Source organism: Cohnella cholangitidis (assembly GCF_014107495.1).
GTDB classification, from domain to species: domain Bacteria; phylum Bacillota; class Bacilli; order Paenibacillales; family Paenibacillaceae; genus Cohnella; species Cohnella cholangitidis.
Map to the genome: position 1 here is coordinate 1,394,434 of NZ_CP041969.1, position 22,966 is coordinate 1,417,399.

Genomic DNA, 22,966 nt, shown 5'->3' on the forward strand with positions numbered 1-22,966 from the left:
CTCCCTGACGCCGCCATTTCTTATATTGCGTGATATTTTTTATTCCCGTTGCGATCGCAAATACTCCCGAGTCTGTATTTTGGCTTCCGCCAACACCTTTTGGAAACCCGCTTTGTTGATTTCGGTCTCCGCTTGCTTGAACGCCTCGTCCACGTCGCGGACCATGCCGCTCAGCAGCGGGTTCATATATTGAATCGCGGCCTCGTTTATCCGATCTAGCTCCCCTTGAACCGAAAGCGCGTTAAAGTTAAACGCCGAATAGGTAAACGGGATCAGCATATCCTGAATGTTTTCTTTATGTTTCATGTATTTGTCGTTCCAGCTGGCCAGCGGCAACAGCTGGTTCTTGTTCGTAAACCAGAAACCCGCGGCATCCGGAGCGTAATCGTTCCGTTCCGCGCTCATCCCGGCGGGAAAAGCGATTTTGTCGTTCTCGACGACGTAGTTTTTCCCTTGGATGCCATAGTACGCAAGCCGGTTATACTCCGGATCTTCCATGAGCAGATCCAACATCCGCATCGTAAGCTCGATATGCTTGGAATCCGTTGCGATGGCCGCTCCGTTATTAATATAGGAATCCATAACGTAGGTCTTGTTCGGAGAGAGGTTCGGAATAATATCGACCTCCCATCCTTGCTGCTCCGCCTTCGCGATCGTGGATTGGATGTCGTTGCTGTTGCCGTAAGCGACTGCCGACTTGCCTTCCTCGAAGGACGATTTGCTTCTAATCTTGTTAGCGAACGCGTCGTGATTGATGTATCCCTTGTCATACCAGCTCTTCACGATTTTCGCTACTTGAATATAGTTCGAGCGAAGCGGCTCGTCGAATAGAGTGAGCAGCTTCCCGCTAGGATCGTCCCAATCGGTAAACACGCCCGAGAATCCGTTGGTCGTCATAATGACGTCTACGGTCGCGGGCCCGAGCTCCCATTGCAGGTTGGAGTGGGTTTTGGTGAAATCGTATTGCTTATCCACCTGGATCGGAACCATGTCCGGCTCGTTCTTCTTCACCGCCGCCAAGTACGGTTCCAGCTCGGATACTTTGGTCATCTCCGGCAGCCCGTATTTCTTCCGCAAATCCGCTCGAATGAGCGTTACCGGCACCTTGATATCCGGCGTAGACGTCGGGATCATATAAATTTTTCCGCCGACTTCGGCTTCCTTCCACGCCTTCGGATTCGTCGCGCCGTAGTGTCTGGGCATGTATTGCTTGACCATCTCCTCGGTAATTTCCCGGAACGATCCTTTCGTCGCTTCCTGGGAATAATAAGCCCAGTTCGCCGCGAATATAAAATCGACGTTCTCGCCGGAGGACAACACAAGCGGGTAACGGGCCGCCATATCTCCCCATTGGATGTAGCGCAACTCAAGCCTCGCATGAATGTCCTTCTCCAGCTTGCGATTCAGCTCTTCAAGCACCTCGGGAAGCCCGCTCGGCGCGCTGCCGATCAAATATCCGACCAGAGTGACGACTTTCTGGTTTCCGCTCTTCGTCTCCGAAATCCCCTTGCCTTGACCGAAACACGAAGTAACCGCCAAGCTTAATATGAAGACGAGCACCATGCTCAGCATCCGTTTTGTTTTTACCATTATGTCCCTCCCTGGATGCCAGTCAATCCTTAATCTTTTCGCGATCGTACCGCCGTAATCCTCTAGGCAACAATTGGAAAAGGAGCCTAACCTTAGCGGTCGGCTCCTCCGGTATTCCCGTACCGGCTATCTTATTTTTGCGAAGCTAGATAAGCTTGCGTTTGCGCGTTCGCTTCGGCCAAGATCGCATCAAGGCCTGCCTTCTTCACTTTTTCCTCCAGCGTTGCGTACGCGGCGTCTACGTCTTTCACGATACCGCCTTGGATCGGCAGCTGGTATTGCGTTCCCACCGTACCCATCGTCGCAAGCTCGGTCTTGATTTTGGAAGTATCCATAGCGAAAGAGTTATAGACGTATGGAACCAAGATGTTTTTCAAGGATTGCTTGTGGGCAACGTACTGCTCGTTCCAGGAAGCGAGCGGCAAGTGCTGGCTCTTGTTCGTGAACCAGAAGCCCGCGGCATCCGGCGGATACGTGTTGGATTCCGCCGTAACGCCGTCCGGCAACGCGATCTTGCCGTCTTTGACGACGTAGTTGACGCCTTCGATTCCGAAGTAAACGAGATTGTTGTACGAAGGCTCTTCCATGATTAGATCCAACGCCATCATCGCGCGCTCCGGATTTTTCGAGCCGGCCGCGATCGATACCCCGTTGTTGATGTAAGGGTCTTGCGGATACGTGCCTTTGGACGAAAGGTTAGGAATGATTTCGACTTCCCAGCCGTTCTCGGCCGCTTTCGCGAGCGTGCCTTGAATGTCGTTCGTATTTCCGTATGCGACGGCGGATTTGCCTTGCTCGAACGCGTCCTTGCTGCGTACTTTGTTGGAAATGGCGTTTTTGTTGATGTACCCTTTGTCGTACCAGGATTTGATGACTTTCGCGGTCGCTTTCTGGCTGTCCATAATGTAAGGATCGAATTGGGAATACACTTTGCCGGAAGCGTCGTCCCACTCCGTATGCACGCCGGACCAGCCGTTCGTGATCAATACCGTATCAACCGTTGCATGGCCCGTTTCCCACTCCAAGTTAAAGAACGATTTTCCAAAATCGTATTGGCTGTCCGCGTTAATCGGAATCATGCCTTTCTCGTTCTGCTTGATCGCTTCCAAGTAAGGCTCGATATCTTTGAATTTCGTGATTTCCGGAATGCCGTATTTCTTGCGCAGGTCGCCGCGAATCAACGTTACCGGTACCTTTTGGTCAGGCGTGGACGTCGGGATCATGAAGATTTTGCCGCCGATCGACGCTTCCTTCCAAGCGACCTCGCTTGTCGCCGCGAAATGCTTCGGCATGTACTTCTCAAGATCGGCTTGCGTAACTTCGCGGAACGCGCCTTTCGCCGCTTCTTGGTTGTAGAACGCCCAGTTGGCGGAGTAGATGAAGTCCACGTCTTCGCCCGCGGCGAGCACGAGAGGATACTTGGAGCTCAGGTCGCCCCAGCCGATATAACGGAATTCGATCGTCGCGTTAATGTCCGCTTTCAGCTTTTTGTTAAGCTCATCCACGACCGCGCTCATGCCGACCGGCGCATCGCCGAGCAAATAACCGATTAGTTTTACTTCTTTGGATGTATCGACCGCATTGTCCGGGCTAGCCGACTCGGATGCCGACGGCGAATTGGATGCGCTTGGCGCCGCGCTGCTTTCTTTAGCTTGTTCGTTATTATTGTTGCCGCACCCTGCCAAGACCAACGTAAAAGCGATGATCGCCGAAATCAAGGTCATGAACATTTTAGACTTAGCCATTGAAATCCTCCTAAATGATGAATGATAAGTAATTGGCGAAAATAATCCCCCTGCGAATCTCTGAAACTAATCTTGCGCCGAGCCTTAGCTAGCGAGACTCACCTCCCTCAAGGATGAATGGTCATCTTCATTAGCCTTTGACCGCTCCGACCGTGATGCCGGAGACGAAATACTTTTGCACGAACGGATAGAGAAGAACGATCGGTCCCGTCGCCACGATCGTGAGCGCCAGCTTCAGCGATTCCTTCGGCATATCCAACCGCGGAACGCTGTTTACGATCTGCGTGGAGAAGTTCGCGCTGGATAGAATGCGATAGAGCGTATATTGCAGCGTGTACAGGTTTTCTTTCTCGATGAACATGAGCGGCGTCCACCAGTCGTTCCAGTAGCCGAGCGCCGTGAACATGCCGATGGCTGCGAGCCCGGGTTTCGACAGCGGAAGGATGATCTGGATGAAAATCCTGAAGTCGCCCGCTCCGTCGATTTTCGAAGACTCGATCAAGGCGTCCGGAATAGAGCCGCTAATGAAATTTCGTAGGATTAGAATGTTGAATACGCTGAACATCCCGCATAGCAACAACACAAGAACGTGGTTTTTCAAATGCAGATCTTGCACGATCATGAGGTAGAACGGAACCAATCCGCCGTTGAACAACGTCGTGAAGAACAGGAAGAACGCCAGGCTGTTCCGGTACCGTACATCCTTGCGGAACATGACGTACGCGGCCATCATGGAGACGAACAAGGACACCAGCGTACCCACGACGGTTACGAATATCGTCACCCCATAGGAACGCAATATTTTTTGCGGGTTCTGAAACACCATTTCATAGGCGTCCAGCGAGAATTCTTTCGGGATCAAGGAGTATCCGTAATAAATAATGGAATGCTCGGTGGAAAAAGAGTTAATGGCCACCACGAAGAAAGGAACTACGGCGATTAAGGCGAACAGCCCGACTATGACATGTCCGATTAGGTTTAATAAAGTTACGTCCCGCGAACGAATTCCCATGCGTATCACCTCGATGGATTGTTTTTAGAATAAGGCGTAGTCGCGATCGTACTTCTTGACCAGCCCGTTCGCGAGCAGAATGATGACGAAACAGAGAACGGATTGGTACAAGCCGCCGGCGGATGCCATGCCGAAGTCCGGGCTGAGCACAAGCGAACGGAATACGAGCGTATCGATAATATCCGTTCCGTCCATCAGGATGCCGTTGTTGCCGATCAGCTGATAGAACATATCGAATTCGCCGCGCATGATTCTTCCGATACCGAGCAGCACGAGAATAATCGTCGTCGGCTTGAGCAGCGGGAGCGTCAGGTAACGGATTCTCTGGAAAATGTTCGCCCCGTCGATCTTCGCCGCTTCGTTAATCGAGTTATCCAGCCCCATAATCGCCGAAAGGTACAAAATGCTTCCGAAACCGACCCATTTCCATACGTAGAAAAAAGGGAGGATGAAGTACCAGTAGCTCACGTTAGAGTAAATGTCGATTGGTTCGATGCCCATATTCTTGAGCAGGGTATTGATGACGCCGAACTCGTAATTGAACAAGTTGTACACGATTGCCGCTACCGCTACCCACGATAGGAAGTAAGGCAGGAACAGCAGCGTTTGCGCCGTTTTCTTGAAGATTTTGCCCGCCATCTCCGAGATGAGCACGGCGACCAGAATCGAGAAAAACGTATAGGCGCCAAGGAACACGATATTGTATAAAAAAGTGTTTCGGGTAACTAGCCATGCTTTGCCCGAGCCGAAGAAATACTCGAAGTTGTCCCAACCGACCCAAGGGCTGCCGAACATTCCGCCGGAATAGTTAAAGTTCTTGAACGCGACTATTATTCCGGCCATCGGATAGTAGTTAAAGACGATAAAATAAGCCGCGATCGGGACGAACATCAAGTAAAGAACTTTGTTCTTCATGAGTTCGTGAATAAACCCTTTGTGCACGTAGATCCCTTCTCTCCTATCGATTGTCTGTCTCTGGATGCGCTTACAGGTGTAATTATAAGGAACCCGATTTTGTTTAAGAATGACACAGGATTACGATTTTCTTGGTTAGATTACGGAATTGCGATTTCCGGTTTAAGGGCTGTTGCGCATATTCGAAATCCGATATATATTGTAGGCACACATTAGCAAGAGGGGGTCCTGTAGCGATGAAAGTGCTGTTGGTCGACGACGAACCTCTGACTACCGAGAGCTTGGAACGCTATATCGATTGGAAAGGACTCGGCATTCTCGAAGTCCGAACCGCTTCTAACGGGTTGGAAGCTCTGGAGCTGCTGCCGCGGTTCAATCCGGACGTGATCGTGAGCGACGTTCGCATGCCGCGGATGAACGGAATCGAATTCGCCACGGCGGCGCGCGAGCGATATCCGGACATCAAAATCATTTTCCTAAGCGGATATTCCGACAAGGAATATCTCAAATCCGCCATTCATCTAAAGGCGCTAAGCTACGTCGAGAAGCCCGTGAAGCTGGAGGAACTTACTTCGGCCATTCGCGAAAGCGTTTACCAATGCCAAGCCGAGAACGCGAACCGAACGCTAACCAGATCGGTCATTCGCCACCGGATTCTCGTTAAGCTGATCAAGGAATCGCTCTCGTACGAAGAGCTGCGGCAACAATTCGGCGATCATGTGCCTCCCTTCTTCCGCAATTCAGTCCGTTCCATGGCCATTCAATTATCGGGGACGCCGGAAACCGAATCGAAGCTCAAAGAAACGCGTCATACTGAAATCGCCGATCGGTTAGACGAGCTTGCCGGCGAGATGAACGGCGCGGTTCCCTTCTGCGGTTACGCGGACAACGATATGTTGTTTTTCCTGATGGACGCGGACGACGTGTCTGCCTCCGATTTCAAAGAAATCGCTAGAAACCTGTTATTTGCCCTGAATCGTCTCTATGGGGATAATATGTCTTTCTCTATCGGCTTAGGGAATCCGTCCTCCGCCCAGACTAGCCTGACAACGAGTTGTCTCTCCGCCGTCGAAGCCGTCAGATCGCAATTTTACTTCGGAACGGGACTTGTTTTCTCGGAGCCTCCGCCGGAGACGCGATCCGATCCGTCCGCTATCGCGGCCAAGCTGTACCCGGATTTCCGGCAAGCGCTCAGGACGGACAACGAGCTGGAAGCGGGCTGCCTCGTCGACCGGTTGACGGCGGACATGAGAAAAGAGCGGGACCCGGAAATCAGCCGCGTGAAAAACGGATTTTTCAAGCTGCTTATGATCTTGCACGAATTCGCGGTGGAAAAAGGATTGACCGGGACCGATACGCAACAGGAGGAGAAGTTCATCTGGCAGGAGGTCGGGGAGATTTCGACGTTGGAATCGCTTCGCGACTACGTGACCGCCAACGTCCAAGCGGTATTCTCCCAATTCAAGGAGCATACCGCGGTGAACGCCAGAATCGGCATCGTCATGCAGTACATTAAGGAGCATTATTCGGACAAGGACCTGACGACGCGCTCGATCGCCGACAACACTTACTTGAGCCAGAACTATATGTGCGCCTTGTTCAAGAAAGAAACGGGCAAAACGGTTAACGAATATATCACGGAGGTGCGCTTGGAGAAGGCCAAGGAGTTTCTGAAAGACCGCCATGTCAAGCTTTACGAGATCGCCTTGTCCATCGGCATTACCGACCCGAACTATTTCTCGTCCATGTTCAAGAAATCCACGGGACTTACGCCAAGCCAATACAGGGAGAGAATGTGACGGCTATGAGACGATTGTTCCGACCTTTCCGCGATTTAAGCATCAAGAACAAGATGTTCATCTCTTTCTTGTTGATTCTGACCGTGTCATCCGGCCTCTTCATTGTCGTCAACTCTTATATCACGGCGAACGATACGGAAAAGCAGGCGAGATACTCTCTGGAGGTCGTTCTGGAGCAATCGCGATCGTTCCTCAACTACAAGACGAGTTCGATTCGCAAAGTCGTCGACATTATGGTCATCCACGACACGATTCAGGCGATCGTAGGCTCCAAGTCCGACGTCTATCGGGAGAACATCGGCAACTGGCTTTTGGACGAGTACGTGTTTAACCAATTGATCTACAATGTCCAGACGAACCCGGATATCCAGAAAATAAGCCTCTATATGACGGACGGAATGGCCTCGGTGCAAGCGACCGACCAATTTCTTCGGTTGGAGGACGTGCAAGCTGAACCGTGGATGCAGCGGCTTGTCCGTAACGAGAAGCCCTATTTATGGATTCCGTCGGAGACGGTAACGCCGGCGGACGGGGACACGATCTCCTTTTCCGCAAGGTGCCGAGTCCGGTAGACAACAACGATTTCGCGGGATTGCTAAGAGCGCAAATGCCCAAGCAAAGCGTAGTTCAAATTCTGGATCAAGCCTTGTTCACGCAGTCGACGTCCGCCCTGCTGATCAATAGCCGCAACGAGTTGGTCGCCAGCTCCAGCCGAGAATCCATTGTCGATCCGAGCACAATCATCCAAGCTCTGGAAGGAATGACTGCGAATGCTGGCGACGACGCCTTCAAAACCGTTACGCTGAACGACGAGAAAACGCTGATCGGAACCGTCCCCATCGAAAATACCGATTGGCGGTTCATCCTCGTCGTTCCTCAGCACGACATCGTCAAGATCGCCCAGAAGTCCCGCAACCAAATGCTCGTTATTTTCCTGTTCGTCGCGGCCATGACGTTCCCTCTCGCGTTCTGGGTGTCCGCATCGGGAACGATCCGGATCCGCAAGCTGACCAAGAACATGCGCAAAGTCGGCGTCGACAACTTCAAGCCGAACCTCGATCCGAAAAACAACGACGAGATCGGCGAATTGACGATGACGTTCAACCGGATGATTACGCGGATCGACGATCTGGCGGCGGACAAGTACCAGTTAGGCTTGGACGTGAAGAACATGGAGCTGAAGGCGCTGCAGGCGCAGATTAACCCTCACTTCCTGTACAACACGTTGGACATGGCCAATTGGCTGGCGATGAAATACAACGCGGACGATATTCGGGTGTTGATCACTTCTCTCTCGGATTTCTATAAGCTTAGCTTAAGCAATGGGGAAGATTTCATCTCCGTCCGCAACGAGATCGAGCACGTAGCCGCTTATGTCCGCATACAGAATATGAGGTTCCGCGACAAAATCGATCTTCTCGTCGACGTGCCGGAGGAGTTGCTGGAATATCGTACGCTGAAGCTTCTCCTTCAGCCGCTTGTCGAGAACGCGATCCTGCATGGGATCATGGAAAAGATCACGCAGACGGGGACGATAGCGATTCGCGGCCGCTTGGACGGAGATACGATCGAGCTAGTCGTCGAGGATGACGGAATCGGGATGGACGACGACACCGTGCGCGGCATTCTGGACGGAACGCTAAAGAAAAAAATCGGCGGCTACGGCATGAGGAACATCCATAACCGCTTGGAGCTCATTTTCGGTTACCCGTTCGGGCTTACCGTCGAGAGCCGCATCGGCGAAGGGACGAAGGCAACGGTTAGAATACCCGTTCAGGGGACTGTCATGGAAGCGGAGAAACGCGTGGAACTTTAGATAGGGCACTCATTAGAAAAAGACCAGACGAGAATTGCTCGTCCGGTCTTTTTTCCCTCGGTTACCGATACTGTTCATAGAGCTGTTGAATACGCGCCGAAGGCTGAAGGTCGAGTTCTTGAAACATGATTTGCGCGTATTGTTGATAGGAGTTATGGAGAGACTTGCGATCTCCCATTGCTGCGAATACACTCAGCAGCAGAAGGGTGGACTCTTCTTCGAATTCATTGCGGGACACCAGTTTTCGGGCAATTTGCAGGGCTTCTCGGTATCGTTTCCTTGCTAGCAACCAGCTTGCAAGATGCTTGGCAAAAGAATCGTACCCGATCGCGAGCCGCTCGCGTTCCGCTATTGCCCACTCATATGGCTTATCCTCGAACAGCTCGCCTGCATACCGCTTCTCCAGATCGATTGCCGTCGCTTCGTTTGATGCTTGGATTTCGGATAATGCCTCCACGCCTTGCTCGAATTGTATAAAATCAATATCCGCTTGAGCCAAGTCTACGCGATACTGCTCGTTCGCCGAGAGGACCATCTCTTTGAATCCGTGCGGCGACAACGCTTTTCTAAGCTGATAGACCGCCGTATTGAGATACGTTTCCGCGTTCTTGGGAGGCATTTCGGGGAAAATATCCGCTAAAATTCGGGATTTGGCTACGCTTCGTCCTCGATGAACGAGCAAATAGGCGAATAACTCCATGCTTTTCTTGGAAATCCATTTCACGTTGCCCGCTTGCTTGCTGCTTGCCTCGCAGCATCCCAGTCCCCGAACGGTCAGTCGAAGAGATGCGCGATCTCCGGGATCCTCCGAAGAAGCGCTTCGTTTGTCAGACGCCCTAGCGATGGTTTGGGCCAGACGATTTCTGGAAATCGGCTTAACCATATAGTCCAAGGGATAAACATCGTAGGCTTGAATCGCATAATCGGCATGGGAAGTCGTGAACACGATCTCCAGATCGGCGCGAACTTCGCGCAAGTGACGGGCCAGCTCTAATCCATCGTCGCCAGCGATCTTGATGTCCAAGAATGCGAGATCCACGTCCTCGTTCCGAACGAATTCCAGCACGTCCGCCGCATTCCGGAAGCTTCCGACAAGCTCTACGCCTTCCATTTTCGATAGCAGCCGTTTCATAGCGAGCAGCATGGCGGGCTCATCATCGACTATGAGAATTTTCATTGCTTGTTCCGCCTCTCATGGTGAAGTGAAATACGCTGCCTTGCCCTGCTTCGCTTTCCGCCCACAAGCTTCCGCCGCTTAGTTCTACGAACTGCCGGCTCACGATCAGCCCAAGTCCCGCTCCCTTCTCTCCCGAGGTGCCGGGCAGGGAGCCCAGCTTCATCTTGCCGAATAGCTGGCGTACCTGCTCCTCTTCCATCCCTACCCCGTTATCTCTGACGGAAACGATCACCTTGTCCCCCGATTCCCGAGCAAAGAGGTCCACCGTCCCCCCCGGTCCGGTAAATTTAATGGCGTTGGATAATAAATTACGGATAATCAATCCAAGGGCTTCACGGTCGGCATAAACGGCAGTCCCTGAAGCTACGTCATTTTTCACCGTAATCCGTTTGGCCTCGCTCTTAATCCGCAGCACCTGAATACAATCCTCGATAATCTCGGACAGCTCCAGCGGCTGCGGACGAAGCGCCATGTCTTCCCGCTGGCCGCGAAACCACTCCAACAAATTCGTAGTCATCCCGAGCGTATTGCGAATCTGGTCGCCCAGCGCTTCAATGATTTCCCGTTGCTCCGTATCGAATCCGTTTCTATCTTCCTCAAGCAGTTCGACTAATTGATATTGCGTTGCCAGCGGACTGCGAATATCATGCGACACGATCGTAAACAGCTGATCCTTCTGCTGGTTGAGCCGGGCAATCTGCTCCAGATGCCGCTGTTTCTCGGTAATATCGAAGATAAGCGAAATACTGCCCTGCCCTTGCTTGCGCAGAATATGCAGGGGATATACGTTTACGCTGTACATTTTTCTTTCCCCGTCCAACCAGGCATCGATCTCTACGTTGCCTTGCTGCATGAACTTGCACAGCGCTTGCCAATCCGGCCAATTCGCCAGCAGTTCCGCGATATTCCGGCCGGAGACGGCGGAATGGCCCATCTTGGCAAACCATTGCGAAGCCTGTGTATTGCTGTCGATGATCTTACCCGAATCGTTCGCAATCAGAATACTTTCCTGTAGCGTGTCGAACACGATATTCCTGGCAATGGGGACGATAGAGAAAAACTTATACCTCAGTATGATAACGAGCATCAACATCCCTATAAATCCGCAGTAAACCGTTAATGAGAACAGCCATGGCGACCATCCGGGATTCGCGAATTTGATCAACTCGAAAACGACCGAGAACGAGGCGAAAAACAGAACCCACATCACCGGCTTGCGCAAATCGTTACGAATGTGCCGCACATATTGTATTAGAAAATAGTAACATACCGCCACCAGGCAGAAGCAAATCATAGTGAACGTGATCGAATAGACGGTCTTCGTCGTGACCAAATGATCGTTATAGAGCTCGATCGCGCGATAAATCATATGAAGCTCCGAATCGAACCACATCAATAGCGACCAGAGCGCGAACGCAACGATAAGCATAATCTTCCATGGCGTCTTGAGTACTTTCCCGTAACCGATCAATTCAAGGACGAACAAAATAAAAAAAGGCACCATTAAATCGAGCGCCGTTTGATGAATATTGCGAAAAAACAGCTTCTCCGTTAATAAGTAGCTGCTTTTCTCCAGAATGACGCCGCTAGAATAAACAATCCGGCACGCGATTAATCCGAGCAGATAGATGACGCCGCGCTCTCTTCTGAACCCGTATACGGAGATAAGGATAACGCACGTCATCATGACCGAAGCAATCATTAAGATACGCTCTATAGTAGAATTCATGAGGCAGATCCTTTATTTCTCTCGGATGGTATAAAAAAAACCTATATAACAGGAATATCTTCCCATTATATAGGTCGATCTGAAACAAGGCAACAAACAACCGCTTATCGCAAGGTTTGCCACAAACGGAGCAGAGCGACGGCCGCTTCGGCTCTTGTCGTTAATCCATCCGGCACGAATCGATTGCCTGCCTGTCCCGACAGAACTCCGTGCTCGCGGGCAGCTTCGACATAAGGTTTAGCCCAGGCCGGAATGCTCGCATCATCGGAGAAGAATGGACTTGCCGCGCCGTCGGCTTTCCATTTCATGGCTTTCGAGATCATAGCGGCCATTTCCGACCGGGTTACCGTCTGCATCGGCCGCAACGTGCCATCGGGATAACCGGCGAGAATGCCTTCGGCAACGGCTGTCCGGATCGCGGGTCGAGCCCACTCGGGGATGCTGCCCTTATCAGTGAAAGACACATCGCTCGTCTCGTTTCCGATATGAATTCCGAGAGTCCTCAGAAGCATAATGGCAAACTCCGTTCGCGTGACGTTGCGATTAGGCTCAAATGCATACGCATTCACTCCCTCCACGATTCCCTGTCCCGCCGCTTTGCAAATACTGGATTTTGCCCAGTGCTTCTCAATGTCCATGAAAGAACATACCGGAGATGACGGAGTCGTATTCTCGTTCTTAGCAACGCGATTAATCGTGACGGTATACTCCTTGATCGTTCCATCCTCGGCCTGAACCGTGATCTTCAACACGTTGGCCCCTATCGACAATGGAACGTTCGTCGTTCCATCGATGCGTTCGCCGAGCCGCTTGACTATCGCCTTGGATTGAGCGGAAGCGAATTGCAGCTCTACCTGCGCCGCGTCGGTCACTGCCGAGTAGTCAGTAGTACCCGGCGAGAAGGCAGGCGATAATTCCAGTGCTTTGCCGGATGCATACACTTCTAATTTAGCTAAATCGGCTTGGTTGGATAAGGTTACAGATGGCGTCGTTGGCGTTGGCGTAACCGATGGCGTTGGCGCCGCGCCTACGGTAACCGTAGAAGAGTGGCCCGGAACCTCTACGCCGTTAAGATAGACGGTTAACCTATGATTTATAGCGGTTTGGGTCCCGTTAGCCGGTAGAGAGACGATGGCTTCCGCGCTTGCGGCACCGTTCACGCTCGCCGTGGCGGCCAAGACTCCGTCCACATATACGATTACCGACTGCCCGATCAGGTTCATGCCCGATATCGTCGCTATCGTGTTGCCCCCGGCGCTTGGCAAGCTTGTTGGAGCGGAGAAGATCTCCGTAATCCTAGGCACGGCGACCGTAAAGCTCGCGCTTGCTGCGTCAAGCGTATTTTGAAAGACATTCCTCACCGCGTTCCCGGCAACAAGCACCTCGTAATCTCCATCTTCCAGCGTGCCGTTAAAGCTTAAAGTAAACGTTCGGGAAAGCTCGTCATAGCTTGGCGCATAGGCCGAGAATGCCTGTCCGTCCTTCCGCATGCCGATCAGCGGCAACGCATTGTCTGAAGTGAGCGGAGTTCCGTCGGCGATCCAATACACGGATTCAGTGACGGAAACCGTAACCGTCGCTGGCGGGGCGATGAACCGTTGATTGTCCGTGAAGCCGCCGAACGTCACGGTCGGCTTGGTCGTGTCGTACAACACGTTCAACGTGTTTGATACTGTATTGGGAATTCCCGCCGTATCCGTCACGGCTCCTGCCGACACCCTTACCGTCACGGCCTGACCGCTCGTCGTTGGGCTTACGGTAGCCGTGTATGTCGCAGACGTCACCGACACTAGGTTCGACACCGTTCCATTCGCGATCGCTAGGTCATCTACCGTAAAACCGCTAACGCTTTCGCTAAAGGCAATGGTCACCGGAAAAGCGGCGTTTACCGTACCGCCTGCCGAGGTGGAAACCGTTGCGGCAGGCGCGGTGTTATCCAGTACAAAGGGATTGGAAACCGCATCGACGATATTGCCGACCTTGTCGCTGGCTCGAACGTGCAAGTACCAGCTGCCGTCGCCGCATGTTTGGCTTAGCGTATCTCCATCGCCGAAGGTTGTCCATCCGCCGGCCGGAACAGCCGCGCTCTGCGTCCACGCGTATTGCAAGGAAGCGGAATCGACACCGCTTTCCGTATCGCTCACCGTGACCATACTGGATGCGCTGGTCGCCGCCGTAGCCCGTCCATTGGTGCCGAACAGTACACTCGGTTTAGTCTCATCGATCGCTAACGTCACCGTGTACGTTTTACTAGACTTCAAATACGGCTCGACGCGAACTGGGATGTCGAAGCTGGTCGGTGCTCCCGGTACGTTAATCGTCGCGGCGCTGCCGCTCGCGACCCGTTCATCATTGACGTACAAGTCCGCTTGGGGCGTATTGTTAAGCGTCGCCGCGAGATTTGCGCTATTCGGCAAGGAATCCTTAAAGTAAGCCGTATAGGTTGTGTCGGAGGCTTGAAAGGATTCGTTGAATTCTCCCTCTTGCAGCGTTAAAGCCAGCAGATTGTCATTGCCGGGCGTGGTTGCTTGACCACCATCGTTGCGTCCCCATCCAACGACGGTGCCGTCCGCTTTGAGCGCGAGGGAATGGTAACCTTTGCTGGCGATTGCGATCACTCCGCTGAGCCCTGCGGGCACGGAGGCTTGACCATAAGCGTTGGTCCCCCATGCGACGACGGTGCCGTCCGATTTGAGCACGAGTGAATGAGTTATCCCGGTGGCGATCGCCACCACGCCGGTCAGTCCCGCAGGCACGCTAATCTGATTATTAGTATTGTCTCCCCATCCAACTACAGTGCCATCCGATTTCAATGCGAGTGAGTGGTATTCCAGCGGCGGCAATCGCCACCACGCCGGTCAACGTCCGACCGGCGAGGTCGCTTGACCCATAAAAATTATATCCCCATCCGACGACCGTGCCATCCGATTTCAACGCGAGTGAATGATCTTGTCCCGCGGCGATCGACACCACGTCGTCGAGCCCCCCGGAGCGATGCTTTGACCACGACCGTTACTTCCCCATCCTACGACGGTACCATCCGCTTTCAACGCGAGTGAATGATGCTTTGTCCCGCGGCGATCGACACCGCGTTATCGAGCCCCCCCGGAACGATCGTTTGACCATCACTGTTGGTTCCCCATCCTACGACGGTACCGTCCGATTTCAGCGCAAGCGAATGAACCCCTCCATCGGCAATCTCCGCCACGCCGGCGAGTCCCGCCGGAACGGTACTTTGACCATAAACAATATTTCCCCATGCAACAACAGTGCCATCTGATTTCAACGCAAGCGAATGATGCATTCCTGCGGTAATCCGTTTACCTTTGACGGGTAAAGAAAAACCCGCCGGAACGGTTGTTAGACCTATATCGTTTTTCCCCCATGCAACGATGGTGCCGTCCGCTTTCAGCGCAAGCGAATGATTGGTTCCGGCAGCAATCGACATCACATCGGCGAGTCCCGCAGGAACGGTAATTTGACCATTAACGTTGCCTCCCCATGAAACGACAGTGCCATCCGCTTCCAGCGCAAGCGAAAAGGCCTCTCCCGCGGCAATAGACGTCACATCGGTGAGCCCCGCCGGAACGGTACTTCGACCGCTTCCATTGTGTCCCCATGCCACAACGGTGCCATCCGCTTTCAGTGCCAGCGAATGAAAGGCTCCGGCCGCAATCGATACCACATCCGCGAGTCCCGCCGGTACGCTCCGTTCACCGTTGTTGTTGAGTCCACCCCATGCAACAACGGTACCGTCCGACTTTAACGCGACCGAATGATAGATTCCGGCAGAGAGTGACACCACATCCGTGAGTCCCGCAGGAACGGCTCTTTGACCCAGATCATTAGATCCCCAATGCCACAACGGTGCCATCCGCTTTCAGTGCAGCGAATGAAGCTCCGGCCGCAATCGATACCACATCCGCGAGTCCCGCAGGAACGGTACTTCGACCACCTCCATTATATCCCCACGCAACGACTGTGCCATCCGCTTTCAGCGCAAGCGAGTGCTCCGTTCCGGCTGCGATAGACACCACATCGGCGAGTCCCGCCGGAACGGTACTTTGACCTTGATGGTTGCCTCCCCATGCCACAACGGTGCCATCCGCTTTCAGTGCCAGCGAAAACAAGTCTCCCGCAGCGATTTGCACGAACCCCCTGCTTCCACTCACTTTGTGAGCAGCTTCTGCCGAATGGAGATTGAAGGGAACGAACATGCTGAACAACATGACGAACGCCATAGCAAGGCGAACGTTCTTCCGTCTTCTAAACGATAACAATATGTACCCACTCCTTAATCCTCATCCTGATTTTGTCGAAGTTCCTCGAACGGGATCTTATCACAGGGCTATGAAAGAATAATGAAAGAAATGAGAAAAGGGCAGTCTCTGAAAGTCTTTTCAGACCTCCAGAGACTGCCCTTAGCGGGATCTCACGCGTTCTAATGGGATGCAGCTTCGGTCGACTCCCTCTCCGCCTGCGCAAGCCGGGGAAGCTCCCGCACAACCTGCTCCAGCCGCGAACCGAGACGTTCGACGGTTGGCCAATCGCGCCCGGCAACCAAGACGAAGATTCTCCCGGCGTATACTCCGGCGCTCTCGTCCAATTCCAATGGCAGCGTTCCGGACGTATAGACGAGAACCCCCTCCCTTCCCTCGGGGCGGTAGATCAAACCTTCGCGATCCAGGACAGCGCATAACGCTTCGTAATCCAGCCGTTCCCCGGACGCGAATCGAAAATACCGGGAGAACACGCGCTGATTCTCCCCGAGTACCCGCCCGAGAAACGAGACGTAGGTGGACAAGGTAAACCGGCCGTTGATCTCGACGATCGGGATGATCGTCCCGTCGGCCGTTACGATGGAGTCTATGCCCGCCACGCCTATATAACCGATGCTATGCAAATACCGTCCGATCTCTTCCCCGTACGTGCGGTATCGGCGCAACATCTCTTCATCTAGATCCGCCGGAATTTGAGAGCCGATATAGACCGTTTCCCTCAACAGCTGCCGCTTGATCGAGAAGACGTCGACCTGGCCGTCCGGCGCGATATAGATCTGGTAATTAATGTCCGCCTGCTTGTCATGCCACCCTTCCACTAACCAGCGAGCGGATTCGGGCCGCGCCTTGGCCGATCGGGTCAGCCTCGCGAGAACGGGCGACAGCTGGCGCTCGTCCTCCACGATATAGAGCCCTTTGCCCGATGCGCCGTACGGCTCCTTCACGATCGCCTTGCCGTATTTCTGCATAAGCTCCCGGAACGTCTCCCGTACTTCTTCGGCTGTCCCGCATACTCGTCCCTCGCATACGGGATATCCAAGCTCTTCGGCCATTCTCCGGTTTTCAATTTTGTCGTTGACCGAAGCGTATATGCCGGAGGAGGCGGATTCCAGCCGCAAGCCGCAGCGTCGCGCGATTTCCTCTTCGAGGGGAGTGACCGCGTACGGGACGAACGCGACATCCTCCTCCGCTGACGCCAATTCGCTCAGCGCTCCGAGCAATTCCGAGTCCCGCAGCGCCAGCTCGGCGATCGGCGTCCACGGATCGGCGACGGAAGGGACGAATATGCGGGGAATGTCGAAGCCCCAACGTTCGAGTTGGCTCAAATAATAAGGGTCCGGCCTCTCCCGAAGCACGAGTACGTCCTGCTTGCGGCACAGCAGCAGGTTCATCTCTTCCACCCGCCCGACGATCCGGTCTTCCGCCCGATCCGTAACCCCCGCCGGAGCCGGATGCCAAACCTTTTCCGCTCCGATATTGAGCATCCAGACGATGACCCCCCGTTCCCGTTCCTCCGTCAGGCGGGCAATCAAATTAAACGGTGCGCGCATAATCGCCGCGGAAGGCCGGATTCGTCCCCAGCATCCGCTGGCCGCGCATCGCGTCCTCCGCTTTCCCCCTCTCTCTCAGCAAATGTGCCTCCCCTTCCCATACGAGCACCTCCGCCGGAAGCGCATGGCTGAGGAACATCGTCGGGCTGTGAGTCAGTCCGTACGCGCCCGAGCGGGTCACGACGACAATATCCCCGGGTTCTACGTCCGCCGTAAGCCCGACCTTCTGGCCAATCACGTCGGTGGGCGTACAGAGAGAACCTACGACGTTCGTCTCCGCAACCGGCCCGTTTTCTTTGCCCAGCACGTGCATCGGGAAATTGTTGCGGACATATCGTCCGAGAAAGGCGGATGCGGCATGATGGTTGGAGCTCCGTCGCAGACGACGAATTTGGCGCCTTTGCATGATTTCACGTACAACGCCGTCGTCAAGAAAACGCCCGCTTCCGCCATAAGGAAACGACCGCTTTCCACGCCGATCCGCGTTCCCGCCAGCCTTGCGCCGTATTCTGTCCACAACTCCGATAGGCCATCCCGCAGCCGGTCGGTATCGAGAGCCGTTTCGCCCGAGAAATAGGGAACGCCGAAGCCGCCTCCCAAATCGAGAAACTGCAGGGCGAAGCCGTGCCTTTCGGACAGCTCCAGCACCAGGCTTATCGTATCCCTCATGCCGCGGACGATGACGTCGGCATCGAGAATTTGCGAACCCGTAAATACGTGCAGGCCGATCAACGCCGCGCCGGGCATGGCACATATGGCCGCGAGCGCTTCGTCGATGCCGGACTGATCGATACCGAACTGGGTCGGCACGCCGGACATCTTCAATCCGGCTCCTTGCATGCCTGAATTCGGGTTAATCCTGACCGCGATTCGCGCCGTCTCTCCGCGAGCAAGCGCCAGCTCGCTTGCGAGAGCCGCTTCCGCGACCGATTCGACGTTTAGGCTGTATATGCCTTGATCCAGAACGGCCTCAAGCTCGGCTCGCGTCTTGCCCGGGCTCGTGAAGACGATATCCCGGGGCCGGAAGCCCGCGCTTAAAGCGATATGGAGCTCGCCGAGCGAAGCGACTTCAATGCAGGCGCCCCACTGCCTGAGCAGGCCGCATATTCCGGCAAGCGGATTGCATTTGACCGAATAGAAAATATCGAACGCTTCCGGCAGGCAGCCGCGCAGCAGCCGATACTGCCTTTGGATAATTTCCCCGTCGTATAGATACAGGGGCGTTCCGAAGCGGGAGGCATGCTCCCGCATGGTCTCGTCCTTCATCCGCTTACCCTCCCTCCGAGCGGTATGGCGTAACCTTCGTCGCAACGCACGGCATCATACCCGCCGCCCGCACAATAGAAAATCGCGTCGTGCGCGAACAGCGAATCCGTCTCGAACGCGTTCAGCAGCCGTAGCATCTCTCCCTCGCAAGTATCCGAGTTGTATACGAACGCCAGCGCGAGACGGTCCGGTCTCCAAGGATCGGTCCCCAGCACCGCTGCGAAAGCGTCCCCTTCGTACTTCTTCCCCTTCCATGCGATTCCCGAAGCGTTCGCCGAAAGCCCAAGCCCGTCCAACAGCATCCGCTGTTTGCCGCTTTGGTGCCGCGCGTCGATGACCCAGATGCGGTTGGCGTCCGCGGCTTCCGGCGCGAACGCTTCTTCTCGGCAGTTCTCGTACCGGTAAGGGATGTAGCGGTCTTTCATTGGATTCTGAAGCAAATAAGCGAGCTTGGCCGCGAACGGGCCGCCGTTCGCCGGTTTGACGACCGTGCACGGAGCCAAATACGCTTTACGGATGCCCATCTGGCTCTCCTCGATAGCGGAAGCGGAATAAGCTTGCTCGAACTCGTCCGAAGCCAGCGATTCCATGGATACGGCAGACATGCCTCCGCTCCATTCGACTGCGACGCGACAATATGCTGCCGGCGTTATCCAATGGCTGAAGCCGTTCACGGATAAGGCAACCTTCGCCGCGAGCCCCATTTCTTCCCTCGCGAGCAAGAGCTCGAAGCGGTCGATGTTGACGCACTCCGTTTCGATGCTCCGGCCGTCCGCGATCGAGGCGTATACCCGGGCAGGCTCGCCCAACCGAGCGATGCGGCCGATGCGCACCCAAGCGTTTTTGACGAAGCCCGGCTCCACCGATTGGAACCGTACCTCCTTCGGATACCGCTCGCGCGCGGTTCCGATCAGACGATGCAGCAGCGTCCGCGAATTGTGCCACGAGTTGAATTCGTTATGCATGAAGCCGCCGTACAAGGTAATGCGCTTCCGGTTCATCCGGCGGAGAAAATTAAGATTGCGGGCGGCGTTGAAAAACCAGCTTTCGTACAAGCACAGTCCATAGACCTCGGTATTGTGAAGGTTGTCAAGCCATTCGTATTCGGGACCGTTCACCCGCAGGCGCGCATCTCCGGCGATTGCCGCGATGGCGGCGAACCGATCGGGCGCCAGCATCGCCATCCGGTACGTCTTCGGCGCGCCCGTGCAAAACCCGATGCCATAGATCCGGTCGGGATCGGCGTTTAACTCCTCGGCAATCTCTCCAATGAGGGTTGATACCTGGACATCGTTGACGTAGTTCAACCGCGCGATGCCCGTCAACTGAACGATAATCGCTTCTTCCGTCCGGTATCGCCGCACCCAAGGCAAATCGGTCGGAAAGCTTCTGGCGATATTGTCGTGAAAATAAAAGACGAGCGGATACCGGCGGCGAGGGTCGTAACGCTCCGGAAGCAGTACCCCGTAAGACAAGTAGCCGTCGTTCGTCGGTTTCGGCCGATAGACGATGTATTCGTCGCCATAGATGTCCGCGAACGTTCGCGCCGGAGCACCTTCGCCGCCCTTATCGGCCACGGCTAAGGCGCGGCGGAGCTTCGCCGCAAGCTTCAGAACCGTATTCCAGGCGGAAGGCTGAACGTATTGGTTCAGCGCGGCGAATGCCTCTTTCAGAGAAGTCATCTCCCGCGCGGAAACGATGACTTCCCGCGCGATATCCTCGCGCGTCTCCGCCTTGTTCAACATCGCCTTCCGTTCCTCCGCGAAACTCCCGCAGAACAGATAAACCGGCTTGGCCGCCGCCCCATCCCGCAGTCCCTCGGCCCGAAGGCGCAGCACGCCGGGCGCCAGTCCGACGGGGACGGAAACCGCCGCCACCGACGACGTCGCGGAGCGGATGACCGCAAGAGGAGGCGCGCCTTCTTTCGCCTCCGCGTCCTCCAGCCGGATCTCGACCGGCTGGTCTCCCACATCGCGCACGTACTGGGGAAGGACGGAAACCCGAAGCTCCTCGCCCGGCAGTACGTCCGTTTTCTCCGGATATAAGGCGAGCGAAGCGCGCAAATCCTCAAGCAGCTCGAGATCGAAATATTCGTATTCGGGCGAACGGTTGCCCCCGACGTCCAGCAGCCGATCCAGCGGCTGAAGCTTGATCAGGAATTCCTGCGCCGTCAGCGGCAATGCCGGCATGCTCTGCATTTCCACCAGAAGGATGTTAAGCCCTTCCCGAAATCTTACCCGGACGAAGGTGTCTTTGACGACGAACGACTCCGTTCCCGCGACCAGCGGAACGCCGTTCAACCATACGCGGAGCGGAGCGGGCAAATACGCGATGAGGTTGAGAACGGCTTCCGTCTCTCGGGCGGCGTAAACCCCGCATACCGCGTAGATCAGCTTGTCCCGTTCGGGGACGAACATCCCCCCGGGCTTGACCGGCTCATTGAACGACTCCCCGATGTCCGAGCGGCAGTACCGCCAGCTGAGCTCCTGCTCCTCCGCGGGCATAACCGCGGTCTCGAACAGAAGAAGGGTTCTCCCGTCCGTATCTAGCCACGGCTCCATCCCCCCCGCCGCTGAATTCGGTTTGCGCGCGGCGCTAACGAGCCAGCGGCACAGCGATTTAGGTTCATCCGCCGCAAACGTAACCGGATAATGGGTGGTCGAGACGATCTCCTCCAAGTACGCGTTCAGTCCCACGCGAAACCGCTCCTTTCCTCGCCGGCGAGCAATCCCCGGCTTTCCGCCGTCCCGACGATGAGCCGGACCGATTGGGATACGGAAAGCCGATTCGTCTCCACGACGATATCGGGCGCAAGCGGAATCTCGTATTCCGAATCGATCCCGGTGAAGCCGGGCATCCGGCCTTCCGCCGCCTTCCGGTACAACCCCTTCGGATCGCGGCGAGCGCACTCTTCGAGCGGACAACGGACGTGAATTTCCATGAATTCGTCCGGCGCGAACAGCTCCCTCGCCCTCTGACGGTCTTCCCGGTAAGGCGAAATGAACGAAGCGAGCACGACCGTACCCGCTTCCACGAACAGCTTGGCCACCTCACCCGCCCGCCGGATATTTTCCCGCCGGTCTTCGCGGCCGAAGCCCAAATTGCCGTTCAAGCCATGGCGCAGCTCGTCTCCGTCCAGCACGAAGCAGCGGATCCCTCTGCGAAACAGCACGCGCTCCATCTCGTAAGCGAGCGTGGATTTGCCCGCCCCGGACAACCCCGTAAACCACAGAACGAAGCTGCGATGCCGGTTCATCTTTAACCGGTCCTCCCGGTTCACCTTGGCCTTATGCGAGACGGCCTGCATGGAATCCATATCCGTCAACCTCCCCTCCAACGTCGTAGCCCAACCTTCGCATCGGTTCCCGGCAGCGTTCCAGCAACGCGGCAAGATCCTCCTCCGCAATCCGGGCTCCCGCCGTGCTTCCTATCCTGCTTCCCAGAACGTCCCGAATCCGGTCATCGGACAGCTCCGCCGCCTCCGCCACCAAACGGAGCGTGGCCGGGTTCCCTTCGACCAAATCCTCGTAACGGATCAGATGGGCGAGCGGATCTTGCTCTGCAAAAGATAAGTAACCGGATACGTTCCGGCTCCATCGGTCGGCCGTCGCCGCCGCATCGTCCCTATACCAGCCGCGGCAATTGACGAGGCTTCTCCAAGTCGCGACGGGATGGCGCACTAACAGCAGGAATACGGCCGAAGGATAACACTTCCTCAGAAGCTTAAGCTCAAGCTCACCGTAACGGACTTCCTTGAATCCGATTCTGTCGTGCGTGTCGCGATACTGCGCATAGAGGGAATCCAGGAAAGCGCGCGCCGACTCGACCATCGCCCTTTCGACGTATTCGCGCTCCGGCGTAATCGTCGCGATCCACGTGTTCGGGTTTTCCCCGCCGGCGAAATAAGTTTGCCGCTCCCCGCGATAGTCCATGGAATAATGGCGAACCTTTTTGAATATTTCGAGAAAATCCGTCAGAACCCCCTGATGCTCTCCCCAGATCAGATTGCCTTTTCGGCTGTTCACGATCCGCTGAAGCAGCGTGGATCCGGAACGGTGCAGGGCCGCGGAAATAACGATGTCCATCG

General features: G+C 55.0%; 20 protein-coding genes. 3 read left to right on the plus strand and 17 right to left on the minus strand.

Annotation, left to right across the window (positions count from 1 at the left end):
• Positions 1 to 39 precede the first annotated feature (39 nt).
• The 4 genes from FPL14_RS06880 to FPL14_RS06895 form a co-directional block, all read right to left on the minus strand.
• Positions 40 to 1,590, minus strand: a complete 1,551-nt coding sequence (locus tag FPL14_RS06880; RefSeq protein ID WP_182302315.1) for a DUF3502 domain-containing protein — start codon at positions 1,588 to 1,590, stop codon at positions 40 to 42.
• A 131-nt stretch (positions 1,591 to 1,721) separates the two neighbouring features.
• Entirely contained in the window at positions 1,722 to 3,335 is a 1,614-nt protein-coding gene (locus tag FPL14_RS06885; protein ID WP_182302316.1) for a DUF3502 domain-containing protein, read from the minus strand.
• A 130-nt stretch (positions 3,336 to 3,465) separates the two neighbouring features.
• Positions 3,466 to 4,347: a carbohydrate ABC transporter permease gene (locus tag FPL14_RS06890; RefSeq protein ID WP_182302317.1), complete on the minus strand. Its 882-nt coding sequence runs from the start codon at positions 4,345 to 4,347 to the stop codon at positions 3,466 to 3,468.
• 24 nt (positions 4,348 to 4,371) lie between these two features.
• Positions 4,372 to 5,262 (minus strand): ABC transporter permease, encoded by an 891-nt coding sequence (locus tag FPL14_RS06895; RefSeq protein ID WP_182303884.1) that lies wholly within the window; start codon positions 5,260 to 5,262, stop codon positions 4,372 to 4,374.
• A 236-nt stretch (positions 5,263 to 5,498) separates the two neighbouring features.
• Between FPL14_RS06895 and FPL14_RS06900 the strand changes: the two genes are divergently transcribed.
• Genes FPL14_RS06900 through FPL14_RS06910 form a run of 3 tightly spaced genes read left to right on the plus strand, consistent with a single transcriptional unit; the run spans position 5,499 to position 8,877 of the window.
• Positions 5,499 to 7,061 carry a response regulator transcription factor gene (locus FPL14_RS06900; RefSeq protein WP_182302318.1) on the plus strand — a complete coding sequence of 521 codons (1,563 nt, stop codon included), beginning with the start codon at positions 5,499 to 5,501 and terminating at the stop codon, positions 7,059 to 7,061.
• 5 nt (positions 7,062 to 7,066) lie between these two features.
• Complete coding sequence (locus FPL14_RS06905; protein WP_182302319.1) at positions 7,067 to 7,633, plus strand: hypothetical protein; 567 nt, start codon at positions 7,067 to 7,069, stop codon at positions 7,631 to 7,633.
• On the plus strand, positions 7,558 to 8,877 hold the full coding sequence (locus tag FPL14_RS06910; protein ID WP_182302320.1) for a sensor histidine kinase: 1,320 nt from the start codon (positions 7,558 to 7,560) through the stop codon (positions 8,875 to 8,877). Before FPL14_RS06905 ends, FPL14_RS06910 begins: the two co-directional genes overlap by 76 nt.
• Before the next feature lie 61 nt (positions 8,878 to 8,938).
• Here FPL14_RS06910 and FPL14_RS06915 read toward each other — a convergent pair whose 3' ends face one another.
• The 13 genes from FPL14_RS06915 to FPL14_RS06970 all read right to left on the minus strand — a co-directional run bounded on the left by FPL14_RS06915 (position 8,939) and on the right by FPL14_RS06970 (position 22,964).
• Entirely contained in the window at positions 8,939 to 10,054 is a 1,116-nt protein-coding gene (locus tag FPL14_RS06915; protein WP_182302321.1) for a response regulator, read from the minus strand.
• The gene (locus FPL14_RS06920) at positions 10,032 to 11,783 is read right to left on the minus strand and encodes a sensor histidine kinase (RefSeq protein ID WP_182302322.1); all 1,752 of its coding nucleotides are present in this window, start codon (positions 11,781 to 11,783) and stop codon (positions 10,032 to 10,034) included. Before FPL14_RS06920 ends, FPL14_RS06915 begins: the two co-directional genes overlap by 23 nt.
• Positions 11,784 to 11,887: 104 nt before the next feature.
• Complete coding sequence (locus FPL14_RS06925) at positions 11,888 to 14,626, minus strand: S-layer homology domain-containing protein (protein ID WP_229263815.1); 2,739 nt, start codon at positions 14,624 to 14,626, stop codon at positions 11,888 to 11,890.
• The gene (locus FPL14_RS30705; RefSeq protein ID WP_182302324.1) at positions 14,553 to 14,756 is read right to left on the minus strand and encodes an RCC1 domain-containing protein; all 204 of its coding nucleotides are present in this window, start codon (positions 14,754 to 14,756) and stop codon (positions 14,553 to 14,555) included. The genes FPL14_RS06925 and FPL14_RS30705 overlap by 74 nt, the downstream gene beginning before the upstream one ends.
• Positions 14,714 to 14,833 carry a hypothetical protein gene (locus tag FPL14_RS30710; protein ID WP_182302325.1) on the minus strand — a complete coding sequence of 40 codons (120 nt, stop codon included), beginning with the start codon at positions 14,831 to 14,833 and terminating at the stop codon, positions 14,714 to 14,716. Before FPL14_RS30710 ends, FPL14_RS30705 begins: the two co-directional genes overlap by 43 nt.
• Positions 14,830 to 15,648, minus strand: coding sequence for an RCC1 domain-containing protein (locus tag FPL14_RS06940; RefSeq protein WP_182302326.1), 819 nt, complete (start codon positions 15,646 to 15,648; stop codon positions 14,830 to 14,832). Before FPL14_RS06940 ends, FPL14_RS30710 begins: the two co-directional genes overlap by 4 nt.
• A complete protein-coding gene (locus tag FPL14_RS06945; RefSeq protein ID WP_220471217.1) occupies positions 15,629 to 16,063 on the minus strand; it encodes an RCC1 domain-containing protein in 435 nt (144 codons plus the stop codon). Before FPL14_RS06945 ends, FPL14_RS06940 begins: the two co-directional genes overlap by 20 nt.
• Positions 16,064 to 16,224: 161 nt before the next feature.
• Positions 16,225 to 17,613: a preATP grasp domain-containing protein gene (locus FPL14_RS06950; RefSeq protein ID WP_182302327.1), complete on the minus strand. Its 1,389-nt coding sequence runs from the start codon at positions 17,611 to 17,613 to the stop codon at positions 16,225 to 16,227.
• The gene (locus FPL14_RS29790; protein ID WP_324617879.1) at positions 17,597 to 17,926 is read right to left on the minus strand and encodes a hypothetical protein; all 330 of its coding nucleotides are present in this window, start codon (positions 17,924 to 17,926) and stop codon (positions 17,597 to 17,599) included. The genes FPL14_RS06950 and FPL14_RS29790 overlap by 17 nt, the downstream gene beginning before the upstream one ends.
• Positions 17,875 to 18,879 carry a type III PLP-dependent enzyme domain-containing protein gene (locus FPL14_RS29795; RefSeq protein ID WP_324617880.1) on the minus strand — a complete coding sequence of 335 codons (1,005 nt, stop codon included), beginning with the start codon at positions 18,877 to 18,879 and terminating at the stop codon, positions 17,875 to 17,877. Before FPL14_RS29795 ends, FPL14_RS29790 begins: the two co-directional genes overlap by 52 nt.
• On the minus strand, positions 18,876 to 21,575 hold the full coding sequence (locus tag FPL14_RS06960; protein ID WP_182302328.1) for a hypothetical protein: 2,700 nt from the start codon (positions 21,573 to 21,575) through the stop codon (positions 18,876 to 18,878). Before FPL14_RS06960 ends, FPL14_RS29795 begins: the two co-directional genes overlap by 4 nt.
• Positions 21,566 to 22,186 (minus strand): adenylyl-sulfate kinase, encoded by a 621-nt coding sequence (gene cysC / locus FPL14_RS06965; RefSeq protein WP_182303886.1) that lies wholly within the window; start codon positions 22,184 to 22,186, stop codon positions 21,566 to 21,568. Before cysC ends, FPL14_RS06960 begins: the two co-directional genes overlap by 10 nt.
• Complete coding sequence (locus FPL14_RS06970) at positions 22,167 to 22,964, minus strand: sulfotransferase (RefSeq protein WP_182302329.1); 798 nt, start codon at positions 22,962 to 22,964, stop codon at positions 22,167 to 22,169. The genes cysC and FPL14_RS06970 overlap by 20 nt, the downstream gene beginning before the upstream one ends.
• Between the last annotated feature and the right edge of the window lie 2 nt (positions 22,965 to 22,966).